We start from the raw sequence: 19,666 nt of genomic DNA on the forward strand, positions 1-19,666 counted from the left end.
TAGATAAAGCTGCTCCTGAAGATAAATCAAAAATACGGGCAAAAGTATTTTACAAGGAGCGCTGGATTAAAGAAAAAGGCTTTGAACAAAGGCTTATTGTAACCTACTCAATCAAATACAGGGATTATCAGCGTAAAATCCGCAATGCTCAAATAGAAAGAGCTCAAAAGGCAATAGAAAACAACCCGACAAAAATCAAGAAATGCAATGCTAACGATTACAAAAGGTTTATTACCAAAACAAGCTGTACTGCTGATGGAGAAGTTGCAGAAAACGAGATATACAGCATTGATTCTGCTCTAATCCAGAAGGAAGAAGCTTTTGATGGTTTTTATGGGGTTTGCACAAACCTTGAGGATGATGTATCTGAAATAATCAAGGTGAATCACAGGAGATGGGAAATTGAAGAATGCTTTAGAATTATGAAAAGCGAATTCAAAGCAAGACCTGTGTATTTAAGCAATGATGACAGGATTGAAGCACATTTTATTACTTGCTTTATATCTCTGATTATTTACAGGTTGCTTGAAAAGCGTCTGCATGAGGAGTTTACTTGTCATGAGATTATCTCCGGACTTCGAAATATAGAATTCTATAATACTCAATGTGAAGGCTATATTCCAACCTATACAAGAACTGATTTTACTGATGCTTTACATGATGCTTTTGGTTTTCGTACAGATTATCAAATTATTAGTACAAGTATGATGAAAAAAATTTTAAAAGAAACAAAAAAATAAAAAAAGTACGCACTTTTTGAACACGTGAAGAAAGCTTGAAACTTAGTTTTTTCAACCAGTTACAAGCTTTTTTTGTTTTCCAACTGTCAAACTTGGGACTATATTATAATCTAAAATACAATAGTTAAAATGAATGGACATACCCCATTTTTTTCTTTTAATAAAATTATCCACAAAAAGAAGCTGAAAATGAGAAGTTATCAGGAGATTTGAGAAATTTGTCCACAGATTTGTAAAAACACGAGAAAAGCCCCCAAATTTATGGTATTGTTAAGATATCGAAAAAAAACACATAAACCACATAGAAAGGGGCTTTCCTACATGTTTGATTATAGCAAAACAGCATATGATTTGAAAAGAAGTATTTGTAATTTTTGTTCCAGATTGGCTCAGGGTCTCCCTGTTCCCTTTAAGAAATTCTTATCCTGCATGGTCTTTGGCATACTCGCATCCAAGACAGTAATACTGGCTGAAATATCCCGTTCTTTAAATGAGGATATAAAGTTAAAAAAGACTATAGAACGCCTTTCCCGTAACCTTGAAAAATTCTCCTATACTGATGATGTACTTAAGAACCTCTCTTCTGAAGTTAAAAGGTATATTCACCATGATACGCCTATCATTATCGACTTAAGTGATATTGTTAAAAAGTACGGCGTAGTCTTTGAAAATATGGGCAAGATCAGGGATGGAAGCACAAAAGAAACCAATATGGACGGGTACTATCTACTTGAAGCACTTATATATAACCACGGAGACAAGCTTCTTGTCCCAATATATTCAGATTTATTCTCTCCAAGTGAACCGGGATTTAAAAGTGAAAATGAAGAAATCATAAAGTGTTTGGACAAGCTCAGAAGCTTATACGGGACCAAGGGCATTTACACCATGGATAGAGGTATGGACAATGTACTGTTCTTTAATTATTTTGAAAACAACTCCCAAAAATTTGTCATAAGGCTTAAGAAAAACCGCAATGTCATTTTCAAAGGTAAGGAAATGAATAAGGCTTAAAAACATAAACTTTTTATTAACCATGGCAATGAGCTATATTTCTCTTACTTCAAAATCCATAAGCTCAAGGAAGATGATTTTTATTTTGCAGGAGATATCCAAAAGAGTACATGGCATACCACCTTTCCCTTACTACAGTACCGCGGATGGAATTTATGAAGTGCTTAAGAAACACAAAACTGGTATTGCTGAATTTTTGAACTATACAAAAAAGAAGCCCAAATCGCAGCAGCTGAGTCTCTTCGAACTCAGATACTGCAAGAGCTTGCTGGTTTCTTAAATTAAATTTTGGGGTATGTCCATTTAAAATGATTAAAGGGTTTCATCTATCCAAACCGATGGAAAGCCTTTTGTGCACATTATCTCCCGCCTGTTTTAACTGTAATGGACAGGATATCATCATTTTTTTGCAAGATATTTGCGGATGTCAAAGGCTACGGCACCAACGATGATTAAACCTTTGATAACCTGCTGCCAGTATGCGGATACTCCCAGTATAACAAGACCGTTATTCAACACTTCAAAAATCATTACCCCGGTAATGATACCCGAAACTGTCCCAATACCTCCTGAGGTAGATACACCTCCTATGGTAGCTGCAGCAATAGCATCCAGCTCATACATCAGACCGTAGTTGTTTGTCGCCCCGCCCGTCCTGGCGGCAAGCAAAGCACCTGCAAGGCCGTAAAGAGCGCCTGCAAGGGCATATACCTTTATTAATGTCCGTTCAACATTGACTCCAGATACCTCGGCAGCGCTTGGATTGCCTCCTATGGCATAAATATATTTGCCAAAACGGGTCTTATTGAGTATGAACCACATAAACAACGCCACTCCCGACGCTATCAATATAAGGTTGGGAATGGAGAATAAGGAACCGGAAGCAATACCAGTAAAATCATCCCTGAGACCGCCTATAGGCTGGGCATTGGTGTAAATACAAGCTGCCCCGTATACAATTACCATCATGCCCAGTGTCGCAATAAAAGGTGGTACTTTAAGGTAAGCAATGACCAATCCGTTCAAAACACCGATCATGAGTCCTACAAGTATTACCAGAAGGATTGGTACAATTACCGGTAGATACGGTAAATCCTTAAACATCTTATATGCATAATCCGGACGTTGGAGAAGGCTTGCCGCAATACAAGCTGTAAGTCCCACAACACGTCCGGAAGAAAGGTCGGTTCCACGGGTTATAAGCGTACCACCTACACCAAGAGCGATGATGACACGCACCGAAGCGATGATGAGGACATTTCTCAGGTTGTTAACTGAAAAGAAGTTTTTATCCAGCAAACCTATTCCAATAAACAACCCCACAAGTACCAGATAAATTGCATTCTTGCTGATAAATTCACGCAAAGCCTTGCTATCCGGCTTTTTTGCCGGCTTCAAGGTTACATCTGACATGTTTTTAAGACCTCCTTGCCTATGCGAACTGAGTCGCATATTTCATAATAAGTTCCTGATTTGCTTCCCTGCCATCTATGATACCGCTAAGCCTTCCTGCACACATGATCATAATTCTATCCGACATACCCAAAAGCTCAGGCATTTCGGAAGATATCATGATGATGCTTTTGCCCCGCTTCGCCAGGTCGGCAATAATGGAATAAATCTCATATTTTGCGCCTACATCAATTCCGCGAGTAGGCTCATCAAGAATCAGAATGTCAGGTTCGGTAAGCAGCCAGCGGGAAAATATTACTTTCTGCTGATTTCCCCCTGAAAGGTATTGTATAGGCGTCTTGGCGGAAGGTGTTTTTACCCGGAGCATGTTAATGCTTTTATCCACGTCTGCCGCGCCTTTTTTCCGGCTTAAAACAAATTTTAAATTGATATAGCGCTCAAGGCTGGCAATCAGCGTATTGTCTTCCACCGAAAGTATAGGGAAGATACCTGTTGCCCGACGTTCTTCTGTGAGAAGAGCAATACCGTGACGTTTTGCATCTATCGGATTTCGTATCCTGACTTCTTGACCGGAAATAAATATCTTTCCTTCGGATATATGCCGCAGTCCGAAAATTGCTTCCACCAGTTCGGTCCGCTGAGCTCCGACCAGTCCGCCTATACCCAGTATTTCTCCACGTCTTAGTTCAAAAGACACGTTTCTAAAAGACTTAGGGTTAACCGAAGTGAATCCTTCCACCTTCATGATGACTTCACCGGGCACATTTTCACGTGCAGGAAAACGGTGAGTCAAGTCCCTTCCCACCATCTTTGCAATAATCATATCTGTGGTAAGTCCGGCAGAAGACCATGTCCCAATGTATTGTCCATCTCTCATGATGGTTACTTCGTCCGAAATCTCCAATATTTCCTCCATCTTATGCGAAATATATATGATTGCCACACCTTGTTCCCTAAGATTGTTAATAATTCTAAACAAGTGCTTTACTTCGTTTTCTGTAAGGGAAGACGTAGGTTCGTCCATAACAATTACTTTAGACCTGTATGAAACTGCCTTTGCAATTTCCACTGCCTGGACCTGGGATACGGATAGCTTTGCTACCAGCGTATCAGGCTTAATGTCCATTTGAAGTTCTTCCATCAGGGCTTTGGTGTCGCTATACATTTTTTTGTGATCCACCATTTTTACGCCCATTAAACTCCTGACCGGAAATCTTCCAAGCCATATGTTTTCCATCACGCTGCGGTGTGGAACAGGGTGGAGTTCCTGATGAATCATGGAAATCCCATTTTCCAAGGCATCCTTTGGGTTTTTAAATTGCACTTTTTTACCTTGCAGAATAACCTCGCCTATGTCGGGCACGTAAATACCAAAAAGACATTTCATCAGCGTAGATTTGCCCGCCCCATTTTCACCCATCAAAGCATGGACTGTTCCAGGCCGGATTTTTAATGTGACATCATCAAGCGCCTTTACACCGGGAAAGCTTTTGGAAATGTTGCGCATTTCCAAAATATATTCCTGTGCCATAGGTCACACCTCTTTCAATAATATTCCAGTTTTTTCACTTCATTAAATATTTGGAACAAAATTTCACTTAATTAAGTTCAGGGAGCGCGAAAACACTCCCTAAACCACGTTCAATCCTTTATAGAATACCAAATAATAACCTGCTTTCCATGGAAATATTATTTGAATTGGCTCATATTTTCCTTTGTAACAGGTTGATATGGAACCCATAAATACTTACCGTCAGTAATTCCTTTTACAGACTTCGCCGGGTCTTCATCTTTTGCCAGCGCATAAGCAATTTCAAAGATACCTTTACCCTGACCCTTTGCATCATTTAATACGGTACCAAATAATTGTCCGGCGCCGAGAGAGTCAAGAGCAGGTGCAGTAGCATCAACACCAACTACAGGGATATATTTGTCGCCCTGGAAGTAACCTGCAGCCTTGAGGGCTTCAATTGCTCCAAGAGCCATGTCGTCATTGTTTGCGAATACAACTTCAATCTTGTCACCGAAAGCTGACAACCATGCAGCCATCTTTTCCTGACCTTGCGCACGCTGCCAGTTACCGGTATCGCTGGCAAGTTTTTCAGTCTTGATTCCAGCTTCTTCTACAGCCTTTATAGAGTATTCAGTACGCAGGATCGCGTCCTGGTGTCCAGGTTCACCTTCCAGCATTACGTACTGGAGTTTTCCGTCTTTATTCTTATCGGCATTAGGATTCTTTTTCCAGTAATCAGCAATCATCTGACCCTGCATGGTACCGGATTCTTCAGCTTTTGCTCCAACATAGAACATCTTGTCCCATTTTGCCATGTCTTCTTTTACCGGTTCACGGTTAAAGAAAACTACAGGGATGCCAGCCTGCTTAGCCTTGTCGATAATAACAGAAGCCGCAGTACGATCAACCATATTTACTGCAATTACGTCATATTTTTGCGTAATGAAAGTATCAATCTGGTCATTCTGTGTAGCTTGCTGCCCCTGGCCGTCAACAGCATTGATAGTAATTTTTTCACCTGCTGCCTTGCCCTTTTCTTCTGCAGTTTTTTCAATCGCCTGACGAACGGTGGAAATAAAAGTATCGTCGAACTTGTAAAGGGCAACACCTATTTTAAGTTCCTTTCCGCCGCCTGCATTGCCTCCATTACTTGAAGCTGGTTCGCTTCCCTGTTTCGGAGCGGAACTGCCGCAGCCTGCCAGCATGCTTGTCGCAATTGCTGCTGCCGCAATGAGAGAAATTATTTTTGTCAATTTTCTTTTTAACATTCTGTTTCCCCCTCTGAAATAATAAAATTTTATTTGTCTTTTCCCTTTTCCACACCATTGGGCCCTCTGCATGTAGAAAAATTTCTATGCTTTTGGTTAAGCTATAACACGTTGTCCATTTGAAATAATATCATCAACTTAAATTAAACTTAATACGAAATCCTATGATTTTATATAGAAATCCTTCTGTTTTTCTCGACAAAAAAATGGCCATTAGGCCATTAATTAAATTTAGTTATCTTATTTTACAAAGGGAAATACCAGCTTTTGATTTGCCGGTAAATACATATTGTTTTTATCGATTGCTTTTGAACCTGTGTCGATACGCTTGGGAATTTTTTTCCCTTCCATTGCTTCAACCGCATATTTCACGCCCAGGTAGCCCATGCTGAAAGGATTCTGTATAATTGTAGCCTGTATTACTTCTTTCTCTATAAATTCAATTTCTTCAGGAGTACTGTCAAAGGTAATTACCTTGACCCTTCCTGCCAGATTCATCTCATAAATTGCTTGCGCCACACCAATAGATGATATGGCATTTAATGCAACTATTGCATCTATTTCGCCCTTTTCTGAAATAATTTTTTTAGTAAGCTGGTTGGCAAGTTTTGTATCAGAAAGACTGTATTCTTTTGCCACAACTTTTATCTGGGGGTATTTTGAAATTACACTCATCAGGCCTTCTTCCCTTTGTTCGGCATTTCCCGTCCCCTTTACAAAGCTCATAATTGCTATCCTGGAGTCTGTCCCGGCAAGTTCAACAAGTTTTTCTCCTGCTTTTATGCCTGCATCCCGGTTATCTGTCCCTATAAAGCTATGAATCCTATCCGTGTTGACTTCGGCATCTATGATAATGACAGGAATTTTTTGGTTGTATGCCTTTTCGGTTACCTCAGCAAGTGCTTTATAATCACTTGCTGCCAGTATCAATGCACCCACTTTTTTCTCAAGTGCTTCATTTACAAGCCTTATCTGTCCTTCTATATCCTCTTCATCATCGGGAGCATTAAAATCCACATTGACATCAAACTCCCGTGCCGCCACCTCCGCCCCCATTTTTACAGTCTTCCAGTAATCTCCGTTTTTCATTTTTACAATAAGGGCAATATTTTTCTTTTTTTGAGTATTATCCAGATTTACATTTTCGGAACATCCGCTCAAAATGGATACGCTTGTTAAAAGAACACAAATAGCAAGCAACTTGATTCTTTTACCCATTTTTATTCCTCCTTCACAAGAGGCAACCATATCTTTACAGTGGTCCCTGCCTCCAATTCACTTTCAATTCGAAGCCCATACTCCCTGCCAAAACACAACTGTATCCTTTCATTTACATTTTTCACGCCAACGCCCGAACCCTGCCTGTTTTCTGGCTGGTATTCAAGTATCTTTTCCAAAACTTCCGGCTTCATGCCCAGTCCATTGTCACGTATCTCATACAGCAGTCTATCGTCAACAATAGCTGCAGAAATTTTGATAAAACCTTCATCCACCATATACTCAATACCGTGATATATAGAATTCTCAATGATGGGCTGTAAAATCAGCTTTAATGTTTTACATCGAAGGGCCTCTTCCTGCGCTTCTATTTCAAATTTAAATTTGTTTTTGTACCTTATCTTCTGGATAATCAAATAATTTCGTGCATGTTCAAGCTCTTCCTGCACAGTAATGATGTTTTTGCCCCTGCTTATGCTGATTCTGAACAACTTGGCCAATGCCGTAACCATGGTAATAACATCCTGGCTTTTTCCGTTTTCCGCCATCCACACAATTGAGTCTAACGTATTGTATAAAAAATGGGGATTGATTTGAGCCTGAAGGGCATTCAGTTCACTTTTTCTCTTTGCTTCCTGTTCAAGGACTATTTGATTCATAAGATACCTTATTCTGGCAATCATTAGATTAAATGCCCTGGATAGCTCTACTACTTCATCCCCTCCCCGGACATCAATATTGATATCAAAATTGCCTTCTTCAACCATTTTCATGGATTTCTCCAGTCGCTTTACAGGCTGAGATATTTTTGCGGAAACAAGTGCGGAAATAAAGATTACAAAAAAGAAACCAAAAAATAAAATCCATTTCACAAAGTTGCTTATTTCTTTTTTTGTCGCCACTATCTCATCCATATACGATATTCCTACTATCTTCCACCCGGTATAGTTTACAGTTTTTACCGTTATTAATCTTTTTCCTCCGCTTAATTCTTCCAAATAACTTCCATCGGCATATTTTACCACTTCAGTATTATTCTCATTCTTCAAGCCCAGATAGATTAACTGCTGCTGCGGGTGGTAAACAATGTTGCCGTTTGAATCAATTATGTAAATGTAACCTTTTTTCCCGAGGCTTACCATCTGGCATAGCTGGTCTATTGCACGAAAGTTCATATCTACCAGCAATACCCCATTCATCTTTTGACCTTTTGCGTTAAAAGTAATCTGCCTGCTTAACGACACCACCCAGTTATGCTGCCCTTCAAACAGGTTTTGGACATGGGGTGAAGAAAAAAAAAGCTCTTGAGGTTTTTCTACAGCTGCCTTAAACCAGTCCTGTCCGGTTAAATCGATTTTATTTTTCAGCCTGAAAAATGGCGCTGCTATAACAAGATCCCCCTGATTAGAAAATATAGCTAGAGTAACAATATCTTCCCTCGTGTTAAGAATTACATTCATTTGATCTAAAAGTTTATAATTAGGCACATCCTGGTCTGTATTTAACAGGTTGCCTGCTGAATTAGATATCTGTATCATGCTCTTAAGATAATAATCCATGTTTAAATGAACCTGTTCTATGATTTGCCGGGTATTTATGGAAGCGTTTTGTTCTGCTGTGTTGGAAAATTTATTATAAAGAGTAATTCCGACAAATAGCATAGCCAGAATTGTAATAAGTACAAAAGATGTCGTAATGGTAAACTGTATGCTTTTAATCTTTAAACTATTAACCAGTATTGCAAAGATATTCTTTATATATGCGGTTACCTTGTTTTTCAATCGCTCATCTCCTTGTAAAAGAATCTTCGAGTGCATATCTCAGGCATCAAACACAAGGTTTTTTAAGTGATAGATTCTTTTCTAAAAGCTGTTCCTGTATTCGGTAGGAGAAATACCCAAGTACTTTTTAAAACAGTAGCTAAAGTAGTTCGGTTCTGAATATCCCACCCTTTCGGCAATTTCGAAAGTCTTCATGTTGGTTGTCCTTAACAGCTCTTTCGCAGCCTCCATCCTTATTTGCAAAAGGTAGTTCATAAATGTCATTTTGGTTTCCTTCTTGAATATGGAACTAAAGTAAGCAGGACTGATGTGCAGGCATTTGCAAACCTTGTTAATGGTGATATCACTTTCATGATAATGGCTTTGTGCGTATTCTTTCGCCTTTTCTGCCAGAAGCTTGCATGTATCCTGTCTGTCTTTAGAAATATAGCTCATTATTTTGATACAGATTCCTGTAAGCCAATCCTTGACCGCCTCAATATCATTAAATTTATACAGTTCAACAAACAGATTGTAATTTGGTCCGAAGACATCTGCCATATCGACATTGGAACCCTTGGCGGCCTTAAGAACGGTTGTCAACATTTCCAGCAGATATATCTGGTAATCTTTGAAGGAAGCTTTAACGTCAGTAATTTCTTCAAACAAACTATCGATAGTTTCGGTAATTTCCTTAGCTGTGCCTACTTTTATACAACTGGTAAGCGCGTGCTCTTTAAGTTCGTCAAACTCTATCTTATCCACACACCGGGGCTCGACATCCTCTATCCAGATGATCCTGTTATTTCCGTAAACTAGCCTGTAATCAAGAGCCAATACAGCATTTTGATAGGAATATTTTATAAAAACAATATCGTTGCAGACCGTGCCTACGCCAATTGTTACCGTGAATTTCAGGAATTTTTCGATACTCTGCCGTATCTCTTCAAGAGCGGAAAGGGTTTTATTCATGACAGTATCACTGTCATCTTCCTCACAAACGGTTATAATGACAATATGGTCATTGTGTAAAAATACCGTCCCCAGGTTATATTTATTAACAATTTCATCGCTGATGTTCAATACGGCAAAATTTAAAAGCCCTTTATCTTCCGGCATATTAAAAGCCGTAGACTCAGAATTGACAGTATGGTAGTCAATACTCACAATGGATGCAACAAAACCATTTCCATTTAAATTGATATTGTAGCTTTGTGACTTTTCTTTAATTTCAGCTTTTCCCAGTTTGCTTGTAATGAGTGAAGTCAGGAATTTTTCTTTTAAGACAGGCAAGCTTTTCCTGTAATGTTCCCTTAAAGCCTGCATATCTTCTTTTTCGGCTATCTCTTTGTCGATTTGGGATTTAACCTTTACGAGTATTTCTATCATTTCATGGGATGAAACAGGTTTTAGCACATATTCCACTACATTTAGCTTAATAGCCTTCTGAGCATATTCAAATTCATCAAAACCGGTCAATATGACAATTTTGGTAGTAGGAAACTTTTCGCGCAACTGTTCGGCCAATTTTATCCCATCCATAAAAGGCATTTTTATGTCGGTTATCACAACGTCCGGCATGGTTTTTTCGGCAATTTCCAATGCCTCCCTGCCGTTTTCGGCTTCTCCTGCAATCTCGAAGCCATACTTCGCCCATTCAATCTTCTGAAGAATACCTTTTCTTACTTCTTCTTCATCATCTACAAGAATTAATTTGTACATCATAACACTCCTATTATATTCAGTCCGGGTTTTAAAGTGCGATAAAATGCTAATCGAGGTATAACCGGAAAGTATCTTTAAACAATATTATAATAATACCTATTGATTAAGTCAAAAGATAATAAAGGAAAAACTCTAATTAAGCTTTGTTTGCTTAAATTAGAGTTTCTAAATTTTTATCATGTATAAGTAGCTTAAAATTTTTCTATCATGCTACCGCATAACAAAAGTAACAATAATGCCGTATATCACAGGAATAAAAATGGACGGAAGCAAATTCCCCACTTTTATTTTTTTAATTTCAAGCATTGTAAGTCCTATCCCGACAATAAGAATTCCGCCCACTGCTGACATTTCGGTAACAACCCAGTCCATAAGGACAGGTTGAAGATAAGAAGCAAGCAATGTAATAGCGCCTTGGTAAATCAAAACAGGGATAAATGAAAACATGACCCCGAAACCTAAAGTAGAAGCAAATACCACAGCGGATACGCCGTCCAGGACAGATTTTGCATAGAGAATATCAGGGTTGTGACGTATTCCATCTTCAATAGAACCTACAATCGCCATAGACCCGACACAATAAACAAGACTTGCAATAACAAATCCTTCAGAAAAAGTATTTGCTTTCCCATCCCTGTGTAAAAGTCCCTGTATCCACTTTCCAAACCTGTCCAGCTTATCTTCTATATCTGCCATTTCTCCAATAATTGCCCCAATAACAAGGCTGAAAATCGTAAGTAGTATCATTTGTCCTTTTAGTGCCATTGATAGTCCAATGATAATTACAGAAAGACCTATCCCCTGCATAATTGTATTTTTATACTTGTCCTTAATTGCTCCTCCAACCGTAGCACCAATCAGCCCACCTCCAATTACCGCTGCAGAATTTACTATAGTACCCATCATATTTCAAAACCTCCGTCCCTCTCATAAAATATCATATCAACCGCCACGCCAGTAATGCGACAACCGAGAACCGTCCCCTGTCGCTCTATCTTCCTATCTTTAATTCCCGTGCATAGTAGAACAAATACTGTTGTGCAAAACCTGCCAGGTTACCATATTGTTCAGCCGAATACCTTTGCACGTCTTTTATTGAAACATCCTCGCCAAGGTAGAAATGTCCCATTACTCTCCTTACCCAAACATCTGTGGGAAATACATCATATTTTTGCAGAGAAAACAGAAGAATACAATCTGCTACTTTGGGACCTATCCCTTGTACTTTCATCAACTCTTTTCTTGCCGCTGAAGAATCCAGTTCCTTCAATTGGTCCAGTACAATCCGCCCTTCACAAACCGCACGGGCTGCATCCAAAATATATTTACACCGGTAGCCGCTTCTACAAAAAGCAAGGTCATCCATTGTTTTATTATATAGATCCTGCGGCTGTGGGAAACTATAATAAACTTTATCACCAAACCCTATAGGTTGTCCATACCTCTCACTAATATTTTTTATAATTTTTTTAATTCTTGGAATAATATTGTTGGATGATATGATAAATGAAACAAGACATTCCCATGTTTCCTGATTTAATATGCGTATGCCCCAACCATAACTAACCGCTCTTTCTAAAACTTCATCCTTACTCAATCTGTCTTTAATTGCACCGTAGTCTCTTTCCAGGTCAAAGTAGTACTTCCAAAAATTATGAAAATCTTCCAGACGGGTATTTTTGATAACAAGTAAACCTTTATTAATTTTTAAATTAATTACCTTCCCATATGCCACTCCTGTGTAGCTGCCATCCTGTTCTCTATCCCATCTAAAGCATTGGCCGCATTCAAAAGTGTGGGTAAGGTTGAAGTCCTTGATGCCTTCTATTACCACTTGATTATTATATTGATATGCTTTCATGCCATTATTCCACCCCTTTATATTTTGCTCATTATCATTTATAATAACAAATAATAAGTAATAAATAAACCAAGGTGTTAGAGTGCAGTATAGAATGGAAACCTGGATTGCATCCTCCCCACTCTCCACTGTCCACTCCCCACTAATAGAAAGGCAGAGAACAAATGAAGGAAAAAATATATACCATCCCTGTCATGGATGCATTTCGGACTGATTGTGAATGTCCAATATGTATCTTGGAAAAAAAACTTGAAGATGATGCGGTTGAATACACACTAGGCCCTTCGATGATGGAGCCGGATAGTCGAATAGAATCTAACGAGAAAGGTTTTTGTAACAAGCATTTCAAGCTTCTATACGGACAGAAAAACCGGTTAAGCCTGGCTTTAATCATCGATACACATTTGTCAGAAACTAATCATAAATTATCTTCTTATTTTAAAGGAAAGTTGGAAGCAATCCGTCAGGAGAGCAACCTGCATCTGGCTAAAAATCTCTTAAATAAATTTTCATCCAAATCTTCTCAATCTATAAATGTAACTGAGCAACTTGTAAATTTTATTGATGATTTAGAACATAAATGTGTTATTTGTGAAAAAGTTGCACATACTATGGAAAGATATATAGATGTGATATTTTATCTCTGGAAAAAAGAAGAAGAGTTTAAAGGTATTTTTAAAAATTCTAAGGGTTTTTGTATCCACCACTTTAAAATATTATTAGAAGGTGCAAAAAAACACCTTGGGCAGCAGGACTTATCCTTATTCCTTCTTGACCTGCTTCCGCTCCAATTGGAACACCTTCAGCGTGTACAGCAGGAAGTAAACTGGTTTACCAAAAAATTTGACTATAGATACAATGATGCACCTTGGGGGAATTCCAAAGATGCTGTTCCGCGTAGTATTGAAAAGATAGTTGGCTATTCGCGATTAGAGTAATAAAAAAAACAAAAGCATATTAAAATTGGAGGTAATAAGAATAGAAACTACGGAAATTATTGTTAACGCAGGAAAACTTAACCAAGAAAATATTCATGCAATCAAAAATCAGATAACATCACTCAACAGTATAGGCAGGGTAATAATCAAGCCATCAAGGAAGAGTATAACTGTTGTCTATGACGCTAGGGTAGTAAGCAAAAATGAGATTGTTAGTGCATTAAGGCAAATAGGGTATAGTATTAATCGTATTAAATAGTGCGACAAGTGCGACAAGGGACAGTTCTCGTTTGTCGCACTTCTCAGGAAAACGAAAAGTCTCGAGGTCATTTTAACAGTCGAAGAAGCAGCGAAGTATGCAAACCTTAACCTCAATCCGATTCCTGCTGTACAACAAGGGTCTTTATAGTAATATTGACCGCAAGGACATTAATAGCCGTATATTTTTCCACGGCTTCTTTTACCTTTGCCTGAACTTCTTTTGCTGCTGAATGAAGAATAATACCATAATTGAACGTGAGTACTATATTAATTATCAAACCGGAGGATTTATTCTCCAGCCATATCCTATTTACTTTAGTTACATGAGGAATTTTGGTAATTTCATATTCGCATATTGTATAGATTACCTGATTAGAGATGGTATAATCGCCCATATAGCTGAATGTAGGTCTCACGACCGACTTATCAATAACAAGAGGATCTTCATCCTTACCCCTGCGTCGAAAAATTCTTAATGAATCGATAAAATAGCCTGAAAAATCCTTTTTTATCTCAAAGGTAGGCACCGGAATAACGTGTTTTCCCTCTACCCTTCTCGCTGTCCTGGCTTTTTCAATTTCCTCCTGGTCAGCAACATCTTCTATATAAATCACTTTTGATATCGGTGGTAAATTCAAAGCTTTAATGATTGCTTCCACCATACCTAAAGAGGTACCTAAGATTAATATACCGGAGGGATTCTCAGTGGCTATAGCTTCTATAACCTGTTGTGCATGATCAGGTTCAATAAAAAGCGCCCGCCTTACCGAAGCCAGCTTAGTGTGTTCCTTCTTCGCAGAGAAGCCCGCTATTATCCTATTGCCTTTAATAAGCAACCCATCATCTATAATAAAATCAATATTATTCTCCTTTGCTACCCACATTGCCCTATAACTCTTACCGGAACCACTAGCTCCTATAAAAGCAACTATTTTCATACTAACCTCTCATTATTCCATATTTTGAGTAATCTTATATGATAACGTCATTAAGCTGTCACTTAAGTGTACGTTTTCCACTTGTACGGGACCAGTTAAATTAAGATCGGTATATGAAAAATTCCACAATCCCTTTATTCCAAGTTTAACCAGACGCTGTGCAACCTCGGAGACACCCTCTTTAGGAATTGCAAGAATACCAATATCAACTTTGTTCGACTTCATAAAGTCATCCAGGTCATCCATATGCATTATTTTAATTCCACGAATTTCCTTACCTACAATTTCCCTGTTGACATCAAATATGCCAACCAACCTAAATCCCCTTCTTTCAAAACTAGTGTGATTTGCCAGCGCACGCCCAAGATTACCTGCACCGATAATAATAGTGGTATAACCATTATATAAACCTAATATATTGCCTATTTCTTTATATAATGACTCTACGTTATATCCGTAGCCTTGCTGACCAAATCCACCAAAACAATTTAAATCCTGTCTAATTTGCGAAGCGGTGACACCCATTCTCTGGCTTAGTTCCTTTGAAGATATCCTGGTAATATCATTTTTTAATAATTCCTCCAGATATCTGTAGTACCTCGGAAGCCTTCTAACAACTGCTATAGACACCTTTTTTTCATTATAATTCATGTGCCATCACTCCTTTTACATCACAATAATAGTGCCAGTTTCGTAAAAAACAATTTAAACTCCTGACACAACATGTCTGACTAATTATACATTATTGTTAATATATTGTCAATATCTGTATATCTCCTCTAACAATGCTGCTACGTTATGTAGTATTACCTCACTTTTTACATTTAAACAAATTCACATGGTTTTGCTCCTCACAATAACACAAATAAATGCAGAAGGCAGTCCTTCCAGACTACCTCCGCCGTATTAAATTTCATTATTCATTTTTATTCGCGCTATCAAGTTCGCACTTGCATTTTTTACATGTTCATAGGTAAGTTTTTCCGCCCTGTCACCATCTCGGTCAATAATTGCCTGAAGTATTGCCTTATGCTCTTCCAATGCTTTTTTTGCTCTACCCGGGGTTTCAAAAGAAGTGCCTCTCGCTCTCTTTATATAATGGTGGAATGTAGATAGAGTATGTCTTAAAGGCTTGCTTTTACATGCTTCATATATCAGCTCGTGAAATTTCGAGTCAAGCTTTTGAAGATGCTGCATATCGTTCTTGTTTGTATAAAATTCTGACAATTCCACCGACTCTTTTAGCTGCTCTATCTCCTCGGAAGTAATTTTTTCCGCTGCCCACCGTGCTGCAAGCCCTTCAATTAACATACGTATTGTATAAATATCTTCAATGTCCTGCGTGGAAACTCCTAATACAATAGCACCTTTATTTGGAACAGTTTTCACTAAACCTTCCAGCTCTAACTGTCTAATTGCCTCTCTAATAGGAGTACGACTTACCCCCAGTTCGTCAGAAAGCTTTGTTTCTATTAGACTATCTCCCGGTTGAAACTTGCCGTTTAGTATATCTTCTTCCAGTTCTTTGAATACTTTAGCCCTCAATGAATAGTTTTCATTATCTTGATCAATTTCTATTTTTCGCATCGACACTTCCCCCGTAAATAAAGATTCAGACTCAGATTCAGATAAAATAAAAATTAAATTTTTATAGTCTATAATCTGAATCTGAATATGAATCTCAATCTAAATCTTAATCCAATGATTGAATTGTTTCCATAATATAGTCTGCAAATTGTGCCCCGGTTGCCCCTGTGTCCCTACCGGTAACAACCAGTTTCTTTTCAGTATGCATACAGATATCCAATGCTTTTTCAAGCTTTTGTGCCTTTTCTGTATACCCAATATGTGCCAGCAGCATAGCGCCTGCTCTTATAATACTGCTTGGGTCTGCATATTTGGCTCTGCCTTCTTCTACCATCCTGGGAGCTGAGCCATGAATTGCTTCAAACATAGCGTAGCGTTTTCCTATATTTGCACTGCCTGCAGTACCTACCCCGCCTTGAAATTCAGCTGCTTCATCAGTCAGAATGTCTCCATATAAGTTAGGCAGTACAAATACCTGGAATTGCGTCCTTCTTTTTTCATCTACCAGCTTTGCAGTCATAATGTCAATATACCAGTCATCTACTTCTATTCCGGGATATTCTTTGGCTATGTTTTGGCATATGTTTAAAAACTTCCCGTCGGTAGTTTTCACTACATTTGCCTTGGTAACGACGGTAACACGCTTTTTGCCGTTTTTAGCAGCATATTCAAAAGCTGCCCTTGCAATTCTTTCCGTACCCTCTGTAGTCGTTACGGTAAAATCAAATGCAATATCGTCATTTACATGAAAGCCCTTACTTCCCAGAACATAAGAACCTTCGGTATTTTCCCTGAAAAACGTCCAGTCAATCCCTTTATCCGGAACTTTTACCGGTCTAACATTTGCAAAAAGATCCAGTTCTTTTCTCATTGCAACATTGGCACTCTCAATGTTAGGCCATGGATCACCTGCCCTTGGGGTGGTTGTAGGACCCTTTAATATTACATGGCATTCCTTTAGTTCCTGTAATACATCATCGGGTATTGCCTTCATTGCTTTCACACGATTTTCTATTGTTAAGCCGTCAATAACCTTAAATGCTACTTTACCCTTTTCAACTTCTTCTTTTAATAGGAACTCTAAAATTCGATGTGCTTCATTTGTAATTGCAGGCCCGATACCATCTCCACCTACAATGCCGATAATAATCTTATCCAATTTGTCATACTGGATAAAATCCTTCTCCTGCTTCATTTTTTCTACTCTTTTTAATTGTTCTTCAATTAACCTTGCAAATTTCTCGGTAGCCGCTGTAATAATTTCGTTCATATGTAATCCCCCCATTTTCAATAATATTTCTATACTATATGGTTCACAGTTAACAGTTCTCAGTTCACAGTAGTAAACGATTTAATAGCTTTTACTGTGAACCGTGAACTAAAAGAGACAATGTAAAGTACACGGATGCCGGTATAAGCCGACGGCAAAACATGGAATATATGATGATACTTACCTTGATGTAATGTATTAAGTGTAATTTATATAATGAAGAATATTATTCACTTAATTTCCTTGTATAATTCAGCAGTCCTCCTGCAAGAATAATTTCCCTCTGTCGTTCGGATAAAGAAATATTTACCTTGATCTCCTTTTCTTTAGTAACATTTTTTATGATGATAGGATTTCCAGACTTAATCTGGCTGATGGCATCTTCCATTACCAGTTCATCATACATGCCTATAGTATCATAATCCTGTTCATTATCAAATGTCAATGGTAAAATTCCGGAATTTATCAGGTTAGCCATGTGAATTCGTGCAAAAGATTTTGCAATAACGCCTTTAACCCCAAGATAAAGAGGTACAAGTGCAGCATGTTCCCTGCTGGACCCCTGTCCATAATTCACACCGCCGATAATAAATCCGCCACCATTTTCCTTAGCCCTCTTTGGAAATTCAGCATCACAAGGAGTAAGGCAGAATTCTGACAAATATGGTATATTCGACCTGAAAGGAAGAAGCTTTGCATTTGAAGGCATGATATGGTCAGTGGTAATATTATCGCCTACCTTAATCAGCACCTTTCCTTTTACCACATCAGGCAGTTCAACATTTACCGGGAACGGTCTGATATTAGGTCCTCTGACCACTTCCACCTCTACACCTTCCGGTGCAGGTGCTACAACCATATTATCATTTATTAAAAATTCTGAAGGAATATCTACGGCAGGCGCTTCTCCAAACTCTCTTGGATCTGTTAACACCCCGGTAATCGCGCTTACTGCTGCTACTTCCGGGCTTACAAGATATACTTTTGCTGAAACAGTGCCACTTCTGCCCTCAAAGTTCCGGTTAAAGGTTCTCAAAGATACGGCATCACTGCAAGGTGCCTGCCCCATACCGATACAAGGTCCGCAGGCAGACTCCAGTATTCTCGCTCCTGCAGCTACCATATCCGCCAGAGCCCCGTTTTGTGCCAGCATATTCAGCACCTGTTTGGAACCCGGTGCAATGACAAGGCTTACATCAGGATGCACTGTTTTTCCTTTTAGAATTTTGGCAACCTTCATCATATCAAGATAAGAAGAGTTGGTACAACTACCGATTGCCACCTGATCTACCTTGATCTTGCCTATATTTTTAACCTTATCTACATTATCAGGACTGTGCGGCTTTGCAGCCAGCGGCTCTAACGCATTCAGGTCAATTGTAATTTCTTCATCATACTCTGCATCACTATCGGGAAGCAGTTCTACCCAATCCCCTGCCCTTCCCTGGGCTTTTAGAAACTCATACGTAATCTCATCACTTGGAAAGATGGAAGTGGTTGCTCCCAGTTCTGCACCCATATTTGTAATAGTTGCCCTTTCCGGTACAGTAAGAGATTTTATACCTTCTCCTGAATATTCAATTATTTTCCCTACGCCGCCTTTTACCGACAGTATTCTTAATACTTCAAGAATAATATCTTTCGCTGCTACCCACGGTTTTAATTTACCTTTCAACTCAATTTTACATACTTTTGGCATTGTCAGGTAGTAGGGTCCTCCACCCATTGCTACAGCTACATCCAGGCCTCCTGCACCTATTGCAAGCATACCCAAACCTCCACCCGTTGGTGTATGGCTATCAGAACCCAACAATGTCATTCCCGGAACACCAAATCTCTCAAGATGTACCTGGTGACAGATTCCATTTCCCGGCCTGGAAAAATAAATCCCATGCTTTGATGTTACTGTCTGTATATATTTATGGTCATCTGCATTCTCAAATCCAGCCTGCAGTGTATTATGGTCTATATATGCTACCGACTTCTTTGTTTTGACTCTAGGTATACCGATAGCTTCAAATTGAAGGTACGCCATCGTTCCGGTCGAGTCCTGCGTTAGTGTCTGGTCTATTTTTATGGAAATCTCTTTCCCTGCAACCATTTCACCGCTTACTAAATGATCTCTTATAATTTTTTGTGCTAAATTTAATCCCATTGTTT

Annotated in this window: 18 protein-coding genes; 5 read left to right on the plus strand and 13 right to left on the minus strand. The window is 38.7% G+C overall.

Annotation, left to right across the window (positions count from 1 at the left end; genetic code table 11):
* The 3 genes from CIB29_RS09760 to CIB29_RS09770 all read left to right on the plus strand — a co-directional run.
* The coding region (locus tag CIB29_RS09760) for an IS1634 family transposase (protein ID WP_157910267.1) at nucleotides 1–740 on the plus strand (740 nt) is incomplete at its 5' end.
* Between the two features lie 321 nt (nucleotides 741–1,061).
* A complete protein-coding gene (locus CIB29_RS09765) occupies nucleotides 1,062–1,754 on the plus strand; it encodes a hypothetical protein (RefSeq protein ID WP_094549214.1) in 693 nt (230 codons plus the stop codon).
* 22 nt (nucleotides 1,755–1,776) lie between these two features.
* Nucleotides 1,777–2,034 (plus strand): hypothetical protein, encoded by a 258-nt coding sequence (locus CIB29_RS09770; protein ID WP_198543825.1) that lies wholly within the window; start codon nucleotides 1,777–1,779, stop codon nucleotides 2,032–2,034.
* A 119-nt stretch (nucleotides 2,035–2,153) separates the two neighbouring features.
* Here the strand turns inward: CIB29_RS09770 and mglC are convergent, their stop codons facing one another.
* From mglC to CIB29_RS09810, 8 genes are all read right to left on the minus strand, one after another.
* Entirely contained in the window at nucleotides 2,154–3,167 is a 1,014-nt protein-coding gene (gene mglC, locus CIB29_RS09775; protein WP_094549218.1) for a galactose/methyl galactoside ABC transporter permease MglC, read from the minus strand.
* Nucleotides 3,168–3,186: 19 nt separating this feature from the next.
* On the minus strand, nucleotides 3,187–4,698 hold the full coding sequence (locus CIB29_RS09780; RefSeq protein WP_094549220.1) for a sugar ABC transporter ATP-binding protein: 1,512 nt from the start codon (nucleotides 4,696–4,698) through the stop codon (nucleotides 3,187–3,189).
* Nucleotides 4,699–4,856: 158 nt separating this feature from the next.
* On the minus strand, nucleotides 4,857–5,948 hold the full coding sequence (locus CIB29_RS09785) for a galactose ABC transporter substrate-binding protein (protein WP_198543826.1): 1,092 nt from the start codon (nucleotides 5,946–5,948) through the stop codon (nucleotides 4,857–4,859).
* Between the two features lie 240 nt (nucleotides 5,949–6,188).
* Nucleotides 6,189–7,166 carry a substrate-binding domain-containing protein gene (locus CIB29_RS09790; protein WP_094549222.1) on the minus strand — a complete coding sequence of 326 codons (978 nt, stop codon included), beginning with the start codon at nucleotides 7,164–7,166 and terminating at the stop codon, nucleotides 6,189–6,191.
* Nucleotides 7,167–7,168: 2 nt separating this feature from the next.
* Nucleotides 7,169–8,947 (minus strand): cache domain-containing sensor histidine kinase, encoded by a 1,779-nt coding sequence (locus tag CIB29_RS09795; protein WP_094549224.1) that lies wholly within the window; start codon nucleotides 8,945–8,947, stop codon nucleotides 7,169–7,171.
* Between the two features lie 81 nt (nucleotides 8,948–9,028).
* A complete protein-coding gene (locus tag CIB29_RS09800) occupies nucleotides 9,029–10,651 on the minus strand; it encodes a response regulator (protein WP_242965150.1) in 1,623 nt (540 codons plus the stop codon).
* Nucleotides 10,652–10,861: 210 nt separating this feature from the next.
* Entirely contained in the window at nucleotides 10,862–11,557 is a 696-nt protein-coding gene (locus CIB29_RS09805; RefSeq protein WP_094549228.1) for a DUF554 domain-containing protein, read from the minus strand.
* Between the two features lie 85 nt (nucleotides 11,558–11,642).
* Nucleotides 11,643–12,512, minus strand: coding sequence for a DNA-3-methyladenine glycosylase family protein (locus tag CIB29_RS09810; protein WP_094549279.1), 870 nt, complete (start codon nucleotides 12,510–12,512; stop codon nucleotides 11,643–11,645).
* Nucleotides 12,513–12,676: 164 nt separating this feature from the next.
* Between CIB29_RS09810 and CIB29_RS09815 the strand changes: the two genes are divergently transcribed.
* Nucleotides 12,677–13,450: a DUF6062 family protein gene (locus tag CIB29_RS09815; RefSeq protein ID WP_094549235.1), complete on the plus strand. Its 774-nt coding sequence runs from the start codon at nucleotides 12,677–12,679 to the stop codon at nucleotides 13,448–13,450.
* A 25-nt stretch (nucleotides 13,451–13,475) separates the two neighbouring features.
* Nucleotides 13,476–13,709 carry a hypothetical protein gene (locus CIB29_RS18890; protein WP_094549237.1) on the plus strand — a complete coding sequence of 78 codons (234 nt, stop codon included), beginning with the start codon at nucleotides 13,476–13,478 and terminating at the stop codon, nucleotides 13,707–13,709.
* Between the two features lie 112 nt (nucleotides 13,710–13,821).
* On the opposite strand, the gene CIB29_RS09825 is transcribed toward CIB29_RS18890, so the two are convergent.
* From CIB29_RS09825 to CIB29_RS09845, 5 genes are all read right to left on the minus strand, one after another.
* On the minus strand, nucleotides 13,822–14,649 hold the full coding sequence (locus CIB29_RS09825; protein ID WP_094549239.1) for an Asp23/Gls24 family envelope stress response protein: 828 nt from the start codon (nucleotides 14,647–14,649) through the stop codon (nucleotides 13,822–13,824).
* A gap of 12 nt (nucleotides 14,650–14,661) precedes the next feature.
* Entirely contained in the window at nucleotides 14,662–15,300 is a 639-nt protein-coding gene (locus tag CIB29_RS09830; RefSeq protein WP_094549241.1) for a redox-sensing transcriptional repressor Rex, read from the minus strand.
* A 255-nt stretch (nucleotides 15,301–15,555) separates the two neighbouring features.
* Complete coding sequence (locus CIB29_RS09835) at nucleotides 15,556–16,236, minus strand: GntR family transcriptional regulator (protein ID WP_094549243.1); 681 nt, start codon at nucleotides 16,234–16,236, stop codon at nucleotides 15,556–15,558.
* 106 nt (nucleotides 16,237–16,342) lie between these two features.
* Entirely contained in the window at nucleotides 16,343–17,506 is a 1,164-nt protein-coding gene (locus CIB29_RS09840; protein ID WP_094549245.1) for an isocitrate/isopropylmalate family dehydrogenase, read from the minus strand.
* Nucleotides 17,507–17,732: 226 nt separating this feature from the next.
* Nucleotides 17,733–19,661 carry an aconitate hydratase gene (locus CIB29_RS09845; protein WP_094549247.1) on the minus strand — a complete coding sequence of 643 codons (1,929 nt, stop codon included), beginning with the start codon at nucleotides 19,659–19,661 and terminating at the stop codon, nucleotides 17,733–17,735.
* Nucleotides 19,662–19,666 lie beyond the last annotated feature (5 nt).

This window comes from Petroclostridium xylanilyticum (assembly GCF_002252565.1).
Classification (GTDB): domain Bacteria; phylum Bacillota; class Clostridia; order SK-Y3; family SK-Y3; genus Petroclostridium; species Petroclostridium xylanilyticum.